Below are 10,931 nucleotides of genomic sequence, written 5' to 3'. Positions count from 1 at the left end.
CGGCTCCGGCGTCTCCGGAATGCCCTGATTCATCCACCGCGTGCTCCTCGCTCGCCCCCGCTGAGGCTACCGTGTGCTTGCAGTGGCGATAAGTTGCAGCGGCGCGACAATTGCCCATCGACAGCATCACGCGCCGATCCGGGCAATCCGCGCCGGCGAATGGGGTCCGACCCCCTGGAGGTTCGAGAGACATGACCGCTGCGTCCGGCGGAGCTCAGACGGCCCGTCCCACCCGTCTGCCTCGCTCCGCACGCCGTAAGCAGCTGCTCGCGGCAGCTCAGCAGATCTTCGTCGCCCAGGGTTACCACGCCGCGGCGATGGACGACATCGCCGAGCGGGCCGGCGTCTCCAAGCCCGTGCTCTACCAGCACTTCCCGGGCAAACTCGAGCTCTACCTGGCCCTGCTGGACACGCACTGCGACGCGATAATCGCCAAGGTGCGTGACGCCATGCTGGCCACGGCCGACAACAAGGAACGGGTCAAGGGCGCCGTCCGGGCCTACTTCGACTTCATGGACCACGAGAGCGAGGCGTTCCGGCTCGTCTTCGAGAGCGACCTGCGCAACGACCCGCAGGTCCGCCAGCGGGTCGAGCGGGTCGAACAGGGCTGCATCGCGGCCGTCACCGACACGATCATCTCGGACACGAATCTGGCCGGCGACGCGGCCCGATTGCTGGCGGCGGGCCTGGTCGGGGCGGCCGGGCAGTCGGCCCAGTACTGGCTGGCGAACGGTCGGCGTACGCCTAAAGCTGAAGCCGAAGCGCTCGTAGCTGCGCTTATCTGGCGGGGAATCGCCAGCTTCCCCCTCCAGGGCGGCGCATCGGGCGGCACCCCGGCCGAAATCGGATAGCCTTGCCAGCGGTAGGACCGCGAGAAGGAGGGGCCCCGTGGAGGTCAAGATCGGCGTGCAGCACACGCCGCGTGAGCTGGTGCTCGAGAGCGCTCAGACCCCGGCGGAGGTCGAGCAGGCCGTGACCGAGGCGATGGCCAAGGACAGCGTGCTGTCGCTCACAGACGAGAAGGGCCGCAAGGTGATCATCCCGATCGCCAAGGTGGCCTACGTGGAGATCGCCGACTCGAACACGCGTCCGTTCGGTTTCACCACCCGCTGAGTATCAGTTCCACCCTCGCGGAGGGCGTCCCCGGCTCGGCTCGGGGGCGCCCTCCGCGTGCTTTCCGGCCGGAAGTCCGCTCTGAGGTGCGCGATCGCTCTGTCGGGTAGACTGGGCCCGTTGCCGTCGACGTCGATCTCTACCGATCGCCGCGGCAACCCGCGCGTGCGGCCCGCTTTTCTTCTGTGAGCGTGTGGCCCGCGCCCTATCCAGACCGCGCCCCAGACTTCCGACGGGCGCACCACGAGAGGCACCCGTAAAACTTCATGACCGACAACATCGAGATCACTGAACCCGCACTGGTTCCCGTAACCAACCGCGCGCCGGTCCGCCCGGACAGCCCCACCTTCGCTGAGCTGGGTGTCCGTGCCGAGACCGTAGAAGCGCTGGCCAAGGCCGGTATCACCCACGCCTTCGCCATCCAGGAATACGCGCTGCCGATCGCGATGCGCGGCACCGACCTGATCGGCCAGGCCCCCACCGGCACCGGCAAGACCCTCGGCTTCGGCCTGCCGATGCTCGAGCGCGTGACCGCCCCCTCCGAGGGCGCCGACGGCCGTCCGCAGGCGCTCATCGTCGTCCCCACCCGCGAGCTGGGCCTGCAGGTGGCCCGCGACCTCGCCGCCGCCGGGAGCACCCGCGGCGTCCGGGTCCTGCCGATCTATGGCGGGGTGGCCTACGAGCCGCAGGTCGACGTGCTCAAGAAGGGCGTCGAGATCCTGGTCGGCACGCCCGGCCGCCTGCTCGACCTGGCCAAGCAGAAGCAGCTCAAGCTCGACTCGGTCAAGACCCTCGTGCTCGACGAGGCCGACCGCATGCTCGACCTGGGCTTCCTCGAGGACGTCGAGAAGATCCTGGCCATGATCCCCGAGCAGCGGCAGACCATGCTGTTCTCGGCGACCATGCCCGACCCGATCGTCGCCCTGTCCCGCCGCTTCCTGCGCCACCCGGTGACGATCCACGCCGGCCACACCGCCGACAGCGGCCCGTCCCCGCTGACCAAGCAGGTCGTCTATCGCACCCACCCGCTCAACAAGGTCGAGATGGTGGCCCGCATCCTGCAGGCCCGCGGCCGCGGGCTCACGATGATCTTCACCCGCACCAAGCGGGCGGCCGACCGGCTGGCCGAAGACCTCGACTTCCGCGGTTTCGCGGTGGCCGCGGTGCACGGCGACCTCAACCAGGGCGCCCGCGAGCGGGCCCTGCGCGCGTTCCGCAGCGGCAAGATCGACGTGCTCGTGGCCACCGACGTCGCGGCCCGCGGCCTGGACGTCTCCGGCGTCACCCACGTGATCAACTACGACTGCCCGGAAGACCCCGAGACCTACACGCACCGCATCGGCCGCACCGGCCGGGCCGGCGCGACCGGCGTCGCGGTCACCTTCGTCGACTGGGAGGACATGCCGCGCTGGGTCCTCATCGACAAGTCGATGGGCTTGAGCATGCCGCAGCCGCCCGAGACCTATCACACGAGCCCGGCGCTTTACAGCGACCTGGACATCCCGGCCGACGTCACCAGCACGCTGCCGACGGCCGACCGCAGCCGGGTCGGCCTGGCCGCCGAGGTCGAGGAAGACCTGGGCGGTGGCAGCCGCCGGGGCCGTCGCGAGACCGGCCCCCGCGGGCGCGGCGGGCGCACCCGGGGTGGCTCCTCCCCCGCGTCCTCCAGCCCGTCCGGCGACGAGCCGGGCGGCGAGGGTGGCGAGCGGCCCAAGCGGCAGCGGCGCCGCCGCCGGGTCGGCGACGACGCTCCGGCCGGTGCCGAGGGCGCGACCACCGACGCCCCGGCGAAGACCGAGGGCGACGCCGACGGTGACGCCCCCGCGGCCGCTCCGCGCGCGCGGTCCCGCCGTCGCGTGGCGACCCCGGAGTTCTCCGACGGCGCCGCGGAAGCCCCAGAGGGCGCCGACGCGTCCGAGTCGTCCGACGAGTCGGATTCAGCCGCTCCCCGCCGCCGGCGTCGCCGGGGTGGACGGGGCAGCCGTGGTTCCGGCACCGGTGCCGAGTCGGCTGCGGCCGAGGCAGCGCCGGCCGAGATGAGCGGCGGATCGGAAGCCGGCGTCGGCGCGACCGCCTGACATTCGTACGGGAAATGCCCCTTGGCCCACCACGGGCCGAGGGGCATTTCGTTTACGCAGGCCGACCCGAACGCAGGCGGATCTAGTGGCGGGGCTCGAGACCCAGCGCGGCGCAGGCGTCGCGGTACATGCGGACGGCCTCGGCGCGCACCTGGCGGCGCTCGGTGAGGCGTTCCGAGAACGGGACACGCACCGGCACCTCGATGCCGTCGACCACCGCGTGGAACTCCATGGCGTCGGCGTCCAGGCCGGACATGCGGGCCGCGGTCGCCGCCGGCACGCCGCCGAGCGCGCGCACGATCAGCACGTTGTCGTCGGCGTGGTCGTCGTTCATGTGCCGGGCGATCTGGTCGACCACCTCGGGCGGGAACGGATCCGTCACGTCTGCCGGCCTTCCTGGGTCTGTTTCGTGTCCGGGGAGCAAACCTAGGACCAGCGGCTCTGGAGCTCGTTGAGGACGCCGATGTTGAGCCGGTAGGCCTCGTTGACTTCGGTGATGAACTCTTCCTGCTCGTGGTGCGACCAGGGCACGGAGTCGAGCAGCCCGCGATAGTGGGTCTTGAACGCCATCGGGTCGACCCCGGCGAAGATGAAGAAGCGGTGGCCGTCGGTCGCGGGCAGACCGTAGGACTGGGCGATGGCCGGCCCCAGATACTGCCCACCGGAGAGATCGCCGATGTAGCGCGTGTACTGATGCGCGACGAACCCCGTGGCCGCCCGGTGGGCCACGTCGCGCAGCCGGGTGCAGTAGGTCGTCGTGGCGGGCAGCGCGAAGAGGTGGTCGGCCCACCGCGGCCCGTACAGGAACTGCAGGTCGGCCTCGAGCGACGGCAGCCGCCGCAGCTCGGGGAAGAGGAACGTGGCCACCACCGGGTCGTCGGCCATCGTGGTGGCGGCCGACTCGAGCGCCTCGTAGATGAACCAGTGCTGCGCGGTCAGGTCGGCGTACGCCTCCCAGGGCAACTGGCCCGCGGCCAGGGAGTCGAGGAAGCCGCTGCGCTGGGCCGAATCATGCGCACCGACTGTGTTACGGCGCACACGAACGGAGAGCCGGTCGGCCCCCGGCGGATCGGCCATCAACGACATCGGCAAGGCACCTCACTTCCCGGCCTGTCAGCCTATCTAAAGATCAACTGGTGCCCGACAGCACCTCACGGCGCGTGTGCGGCGGGATCTTACGCCGCGTGGGTTTCCGAACGACGCGCGGCAGAATGGAGACATGCCACAACAGCTCGCCGATGCCCTGTCCGAGGTCCGAGATCTGCTGCTGACGCCCGGATTGACCCGAGCCGTGGCGGCCGGTCGCCGTCGCGGGTTCACTCCTTCGGTGACCAGGGCCGAGATCAGGCCGGTGACACTCAAAGGTGGGCCGCGACTGCAGATCGTGACGGACGACGGCGCGCGCCCGTTCACCCGTAACGTCGCGCCCGGCGACGAGGCGTCCGCCGCCGTCGATGAGCTGCTGGCCGAGCCGTTCGGCAACTGGCATGTCGAGACGTCCTCGGTCACGCTGCAACTGCGCGTGACCAAGAAGGGTGACGCTCAGGTGCACCGCGCGGCTTCGGCGGGCGCGCCCGCGACGCCCGACGGCCACGACCGGCAGAAGCAGTGGCTGCTCGACCCGGGCGACCCGCTGTTCGAGGTGATCGGCGGCAACGCGGCCAAGCGGCGCCAGATCGACGCTTTCCTGCGGGCTCTGGCGGCGACGCTGCCCGAGACGCTGCCGTCGCCGCTGCGGGTGGTCGACCTGGGCTGCGGCAACGCGTACCTGACCTTCGCCGCCTACCGCTATCTGGCCGGGCGCGGCGCGCAAGTTCAGGTCGTGGGGGTCGATGTGCGTGAGGACCAGCGCGTACGCAACACCGCCGTGGCCGCCTCGCTCGGCTGCGCCGACGACGTGACCTTCGTGGCCGGCACGATCGAGGAGGCGACGCTGCCGTTCGATCCCGACCTGGTGCTCGCCCTGCACGCCTGTGACACCGCCACCGACCAGGCGCTGGCCCGGGCCGTCGAGTGGAACGCGCAGTGGACGCTGGCCGCGCCGTGCTGCCACCACGACATCGCGGCCCAGCTCAAGGGTCGCCCGGCCCCGGCCCCGTTCGGCGAGCTGACCCGCCACGCGATCATGCGCGAGCGCTTCGCCGACGTGCTGACCGACTCGCTGCGGGCCGCCCTGCTGCGGCTCAACGGCTACAAGGTCGAGGTCGTCGAGTTTATCGACTCGGCCCACACCCCGCGCAACCTGCTGCTGCGAGCCCGCCGCACGTCGACCCCGCCGACCGCGGCCCAGCAGGCCGAGTACGAAGCGCTGACCACCGAGTGGGGCGTCACCCCGGCCCTGGAAAAGATGCTCCCGTAGCACCGGGCGGGCCCCGGTCGGGCCCGCCCGAGAACCGGTCCTACTCGACCTTGAGGGTCCACTCCGCGGTGTGGACCTGGCCGGCCACCTGGTAGTCGAAGAACATGCGGTAGCTGCCCCGGCTGGGTGCGGTGAGCCAGAACTTGACCTTGCCGTCGACCAGCGTGGCCTCGGGGTGGACGTGCACGTAGGCCAGGTCACCCTCGCGCATGACGACCAGGTGACCGAACGCGCCCAGGTAGGGGTCGAGCTGGGCGATCTTGCCGTCGGCACCGGTCACGGTCATCAGCAGCGGCTGGGTCGCCTGGGTGCCGGGCGTGCCCTCGTACGAGACAGTGAAGCCGTCCGGCTGGTCGGTCCTACCCGGCGCGGGCAGTGTCTGCGGCGCGTAGTCACCGGCCACCGTGAGGTCGCTGCCAAGCGTGGTGGCGACCTGCTGCCCGCCGACGATCGCGGTGAAGTCGGCGATCATGCGGTAGATCCCGGGCTGGGCCAGGGTGAGGTCGATCCCCCAGGTGCCGTCGGCGGCCATGGTCGGGTGCAGGTGCTGGAACCCGGTCAGGTCGCGCCGCACGACGATCAGGTGCAGAGGCTTGTCGTGCACCACCGCGTACGTCGTGACGGCCGCCCCGCCCGCCCCGGCCACCCGGAAGCTGAGCCGCTGGGCCCGCCCGGCCGGGAAGCTGGTCGTTTCCGGCACCAGGGTGAGCCCGCCCGAGCTGAGCGAGAGCCCACCGACGGCCGCGCCCATGGGCATGGCCGTCCCCGCCTGCACCGAGGTGCCGTCGGCACCGTGCGCGTGGGGCTGGCTCTCGTCCACGGGTTGCGCCGACGGGCCGCCGCCGCTGTGCGCATGCTGTTGGTTCTCGTCGACGGTCATGCCCGGCATGGCCGCCCCCGCCTGGCTGCCCGCCGTGGGCGGCGCCGAGGCCGAGGTGGTCGAGTTGTTGAGCCGCCCCAGCCCGTACCCCGCGAAGAGCACGACGATCAGCACCGCCCCGAACGCGGCCAGCCGGAACCCGGCCTTGTCGCCGACCGGGGTCTCAGCCTGCTCGTCGATGGGTTCGACGGCCGGAGGGGCCGTGTCAGGCATTCGCGAGCTCGTAGCCGGCCTCGTCCACCGCCGCGCGCACGGCGTCGTCGGTCAGCGCGGTCTCGCTGGTCACGGTGACCGCGCCCGAGGCGAGGTCGACCTGCACCGCGTCCACACCCGGCAGGGCCGACAGTTCGCCGGTCACCGCTTGCACGCAGTGGCCGCAGGTCATGCCGGTCACGGTGTAGGTGCTGGTCACAGACATGGAAACGCCTTTCGAAGAGCGTCAGGAACGAACGAGCCGGGCGATCGCGTCCGACGCCTCTTTGACCTTGGCCGTCGGGTCGCCGGCCCGGGCCGCGTCGACGACGCAGTGGGCCAGGTGGTCTTCGAGCAGCCCCACCGCCACCGCCTGGAGCGCGCTCTTGGCGGCCGAGATCTGGGTCAGGACGTCGATGCAGTACGTGTCCTCGTCGACCATGCGCTGCAGGCCGCGGATCTGGCCCTCGATGCGGCGGAGGCGGCCGAGCAGCGCCGCCTTGTCTCCCGAATAGCCATGCGGACCGTGCTGCGGCGTCGACTCGTCGGACATGACGCCAGCATACCCCCACCCCGTATGCGGCGACCTCGCGGTATCAGCCGGCCACCGCCAGCGCCAGTGGCAACACCCCCTCGGCGCCCGCGCGGCGCAGGGCCCGGCCGGCCAGCGTCATCGTCCAGCCGGAATCGACCAGGTCGTCGACCAGCAGCACCGGGGCCGAGAGCGAGCCGAGCCCGGCCGCGACCTCGGCCGGGACCGTGAAGGCGTCGTGCAGGGCGCGGACCCGCTGGGCGCTGTTGCCCCGCGCGTCGGACCCGTCGTCGTGGGCGACCGCGACCGTGCCCAGGAAGGGCAGCCGGCCGACCCGGGCGATGTGCTCGGCCAGGCTGCTGATCAGCTCGGGACGGCGGCTCGAGGCGACCGCGACCACCGCGGCCGGGCGCTGGGCCCACGCGTCGTCGCCGTGCGCCCAGTCCTTGAGGATCTCGACCACCGCGGCCGCCAGCTCGTCGGGGATCGCGGCATCGGGCGCCTCGGGGCTGACCAGGCCGCGCAGACGGTTGCCCCAGCCCAGGTCGGAGAGCCGCCCGACGGCCCGGCCGGGCTCGATCTGCTCGCCGGCCGGGATCTTGCCCTTGAGCCCGATGCCGACCGCGGCCAGACCGGTCGGCCACATCTTCTTGGGCGCGACCACCAGGCCCGGGTGGCCCAGGAACGCGTCGGCCGCGGCCAGGGCGCCGGCCGACACCTCGGCGTCGAACAGCGGGGTGGCGCAGTTGTCGCAGCGGCCGCACGGTTGGGCCTCGGGGTCGTCGAGGCACCGGCGCAGGTATTCCATGCGACAGGTGGTCGTCGAGGCGTACTCGATCATCGTCTGCTGCTCGGCCGACCGGGCCTCGGCGACCCGGCGCAGGCGGGCGGAGTCGTAGGTCCAGGGTTCGCCGGTGGAGAGCCAACCGCCGCGGGCGCGCCGGACCGCACCGTCCACATCGAGCACCTTGAGCATCATCTCGAGGCGGTTGCGGCGCAGGTCGACCAGCGGCTCGAGGGCCTGGGTGGACATCGGCCGGTCGCCTGAGAGGTTGGCCAGCACGGCCCGCACCTGATCTTCCGGCGGGAAGGCCAGCGAGGCGAAGTAGCGCCAGATCGCTGCGTCCTCCGCGCCCGGCAGCAGCACCACCTCGGCGTGCTCGACGGCCCGGCCGGCCCGGCCGACCTGCTGGTAGTAGGCGATCGGCGAGGGCGGGGCGCCCAGGTGGACGACGAAGCCGAGGTCGGGCTTGTCGAACCCCATGCCCAGCGCGGACGTCGCCACCAGCGCCTTGATCTTGTTGTCGAGCAGGTCTTGCTCGGCCGCGCGGCGCTCACCGTCCTCGACCTGGCCCGTGTAGGAGGCCACGGCGAAGCCGCGCGAGCGCAGGAAGTCGGCCGTCTCGGTGGCGCCGGCCACGGTGAGCGTGTAGATGATGCCGGAGCCGGGCAGGCGGTCGAGGTGGTCGGCCAGCCAGGCCAGCCGGTGGGCCGGGTTGGGCAGATCGAGCACGGCCAGCCGCAGCGAGTCGCGCTCGAGCGTGCCCCGCAGCACCAGCGCGTCGCCGAGCTGGTCGGCCACGTCGGCCGTCACCCGGGCGTTGGCCGTGGCGGTGGTGGCGAGCACGGGCGTGCGGCCGGGCAGCCCGGCCAGGAACGTGCGCAGACGCCGGTAGTCGGGACGGAAGTCGTGACCCCAGTCGGAGACGCAGTGCGCCTCGTCGACCACGAGCAGACCGGTCTCGGCGGCCAGGCCGGGGAGCACGTTGTCGCGGAAGTCGGGGTTGTTGAGCCGCTCGGGGCTGATCAGCAGCACGTCGACCTCGCCGGCCCGGATCTCGGCCTCGATCAGCGACCACTCGTCGAGGTTGGCCGAGTTGATCGTGCGGGCCGTGATGCCGGCCCGGGCCGCGGCCTCGACCTGGTTGCGCATGAGGGCGAGCAGCGGCGACACGATGACCGTGGGCCCGGACGAGGCGCGTTGGCGCAGGAGGGCGGTCGCCACGAAGTAGACGGCGGACTTGCCCCAGCCGGTGCGCTGCACGCAGAGCACCCGCCGGCGGTCGACGGTGAGCGCCTCGATGGCCCGCCACTGATCCTCGCGGAGCACCGCGTGCTCGCCGGCCAACCGGCGCAGCACCGCCTCGGCCTGCTCACGCACGGCGGCTCGGTCGGCTGGGCTGGCGGTGGGCATCGTCTCGGTCACGGGGCATGTCTATCAGGCCGGTCCGACAGAACCCGGAGTTATCCACAGGCGGGCCGGTTGTCCACAGGCCGCAGAAGAATCCGGCCGCGAGGGCGGGGGCCGCTTCACCGGCAGCGCCGGACGGCAGCGGCCCCCGCCACGCTCAGAGGCCGGCACTCCGGAGAGGTCGCCACGCGACAACAACCACCAAGGCCATGGCCACGGCGGCGATCCAATAGGGCGCCACCAGTCCGTACGCCGTGGCCAGCACCCCACCCAGCAGCGATCCGACCGCCGCCCCGCCCAGGTCCAGGAACGAGTAGACGCTGGTGACCCGCCCGAACAGGGCCGACGGCACGTCGCGCTGGCGGATCGTGGTGACCACCACACCCCAGACCGTGGTGTGGACGCCGAAGACGACGATCATCGCCGCCACCGCCCACGGTTCCCGGCTCAGGGCCAGCGTCGCGTGCAGGGCGACCTCGACCAGCAGGCCCGCCCGCAGCAGGTACGACGCCCGGATCCGCCGGATCAGCGCGGGCGCGACCAGCGTGCCCAGGAAGCCGCCGACCGCGAAGGCCACCAGCAGCACCCCGTAGCCGACGTCGCTGAGGCCGAGCCGTCGCATCGCGTACAGCACGAAGACCGCGAACGCGGCGCAGAAGACCACGTTGCCGACCGCCATCGTGACCGCCAGCGTGCGCAGCAGCCGATGCCGCAAGAGCCACCGCACGCCCGCACCGATCTCCGCCCGCACCCCGGGTCGCGGCGACCGGTCGACCGGGGCCGCAGGCGTCGGAGTGATGGCTCGGATGGTGGCAATCAGGGCGGCGGAGAGGGCGAACGTCAGCGCGTTGACCGCGAACGGCACGGCGGCCGCCGCCACGAACAGCCAACCACCCAACGGCTTGGCCGCGAACTGGTTGAGCACGTTGAAGTTGGCGTACAGCAGGGAATTGGCTTTTGGTCGCCCGGCCTCGGGCACGACGGCTGGCACAAAGACGGCCGACGCCGTGTCGGCCAGCGTCTCGCCCGTGCCGAGCAGAAAGAACACGGTCAGGATGAGCGGCACCGTGGCTACCTCGAAGCCGACGGCGACGGCCAGCACAGCCATCGCGCCGGCCCGCATGGTGTTGACCGAGACGACCAGGCGGCGGCGGTCCAGGCGATCGGCCCAGGCCCCGCTGATCAGGGCGAACAGCAGCCACGGGAGCTGCTGGGCGAAGACCGCGCCGGCCACCGCGGCCGGGTCGGTGGTGATCGAGGCGACGAGCAGGGGGCCCGCCACCATGGTGATGCCGTCACCGAGGTTGGAGACGGCGGACGACGTCCAGAGCTTCCAGTAATCCGCGCCCAGGGGCACGGCGGAATGGGCACGCAACAAGAACTCCTCGGAGGAGGGAAACGGTCGGAAGGCGACCGCCCCGAGGCGAGGAGAAGCGTGAGCCCGCCGGCGTTCTAGCGGGCTGAGACACGCCCTCGCAACGAGGCGAAGACCGTCACCGAGGTGTGCTGCATGCGAACCCTCCGTCCGGAAGGGGACTGATCGAGCTGACCCTAGCCGGAATACGGCATTCGGGCACGAGCGGAAC

Annotated in this window: 11 protein-coding genes; 4 read left to right on the top strand and 7 right to left on the bottom strand. The window is 71.8% G+C overall.

The window, feature by feature from the left end:
• Positions 1-191 precede the first annotated feature (191 nt).
• The 3 genes from M1L60_RS34130 to M1L60_RS34120 all read left to right on the top strand — a co-directional run bounded on the left by M1L60_RS34130 (position 192) and on the right by M1L60_RS34120 (position 3,191).
• Positions 192-851, top strand: a complete 660-nt coding sequence (locus M1L60_RS34130; protein ID WP_253241694.1) for a TetR/AcrR family transcriptional regulator — start codon at positions 192-194, stop codon at positions 849-851.
• A 37-nt stretch (positions 852-888) separates the two neighbouring features.
• The gene (locus M1L60_RS34125; protein ID WP_253241693.1) at positions 889-1,113 is read left to right on the top strand and encodes a DUF3107 domain-containing protein; all 225 of its coding nucleotides are present in this window, start codon (positions 889-891) and stop codon (positions 1,111-1,113) included.
• Between the two features lie 266 nt (positions 1,114-1,379).
• Positions 1,380-3,191 carry a DEAD/DEAH box helicase gene (locus M1L60_RS34120; protein WP_253241692.1) on the top strand — a complete coding sequence of 604 codons (1,812 nt, stop codon included), beginning with the start codon at positions 1,380-1,382 and terminating at the stop codon, positions 3,189-3,191.
• An 82-nt stretch (positions 3,192-3,273) separates the two neighbouring features.
• Here M1L60_RS34120 and M1L60_RS34115 read toward each other — a convergent pair whose 3' ends face one another.
• Positions 3,274-3,573 (bottom strand): DUF2470 domain-containing protein, encoded by a 300-nt coding sequence (locus M1L60_RS34115; RefSeq protein ID WP_253241691.1) that lies wholly within the window; start codon positions 3,571-3,573, stop codon positions 3,274-3,276.
• A 44-nt stretch (positions 3,574-3,617) separates the two neighbouring features.
• Complete coding sequence (locus M1L60_RS34110; RefSeq protein ID WP_253241690.1) at positions 3,618-4,277, bottom strand: biliverdin-producing heme oxygenase; 660 nt, start codon at positions 4,275-4,277, stop codon at positions 3,618-3,620.
• A gap of 133 nt (positions 4,278-4,410) precedes the next feature.
• Between M1L60_RS34110 and M1L60_RS34105 the strand changes: the two genes are divergently transcribed.
• Positions 4,411-5,550: a class I SAM-dependent methyltransferase gene (locus tag M1L60_RS34105; RefSeq protein WP_253241689.1), complete on the top strand. Its 1,140-nt coding sequence runs from the start codon at positions 4,411-4,413 to the stop codon at positions 5,548-5,550.
• A gap of 40 nt (positions 5,551-5,590) precedes the next feature.
• On the opposite strand, the gene M1L60_RS34100 is transcribed toward M1L60_RS34105, so the two are convergent.
• The 5 genes from M1L60_RS34100 to M1L60_RS34080 all read right to left on the bottom strand — a co-directional run bounded on the left by M1L60_RS34100 (position 5,591) and on the right by M1L60_RS34080 (position 10,720).
• Entirely contained in the window at positions 5,591-6,643 is a 1,053-nt protein-coding gene (locus M1L60_RS34100) for a DUF8832 domain-containing protein (protein WP_253241688.1), read from the bottom strand.
• Positions 6,636-6,848 (bottom strand): heavy-metal-associated domain-containing protein, encoded by a 213-nt coding sequence (locus M1L60_RS34095; protein ID WP_253241687.1) that lies wholly within the window; start codon positions 6,846-6,848, stop codon positions 6,636-6,638. Before M1L60_RS34095 ends, M1L60_RS34100 begins: the two co-directional genes overlap by 8 nt.
• A 21-nt stretch (positions 6,849-6,869) precedes the next feature.
• Positions 6,870-7,175 (bottom strand): metal-sensitive transcriptional regulator, encoded by a 306-nt coding sequence (locus M1L60_RS34090; RefSeq protein ID WP_184953800.1) that lies wholly within the window; start codon positions 7,173-7,175, stop codon positions 6,870-6,872.
• Between the two features lie 43 nt (positions 7,176-7,218).
• Positions 7,219-9,348: a RecQ family ATP-dependent DNA helicase gene (locus M1L60_RS34085; RefSeq protein WP_253241823.1), complete on the bottom strand. Its 2,130-nt coding sequence runs from the start codon at positions 9,346-9,348 to the stop codon at positions 7,219-7,221.
• Between the two features lie 154 nt (positions 9,349-9,502).
• On the bottom strand, positions 9,503-10,720 hold the full coding sequence (locus tag M1L60_RS34080; protein WP_253241686.1) for an MFS transporter: 1,218 nt from the start codon (positions 10,718-10,720) through the stop codon (positions 9,503-9,505).
• Between the last annotated feature and the right edge of the window lie 211 nt (positions 10,721-10,931).

It is taken from the genome of Paractinoplanes aksuensis (assembly GCF_024137025.1).
GTDB lineage: Bacteria > Actinomycetota > Actinomycetes > Mycobacteriales > Micromonosporaceae > Actinoplanes > Actinoplanes aksuensis.
Note: the sequence above shows the minus strand (reverse complement) of the source record. Positions and strands in the feature narration are given on the sequence as shown.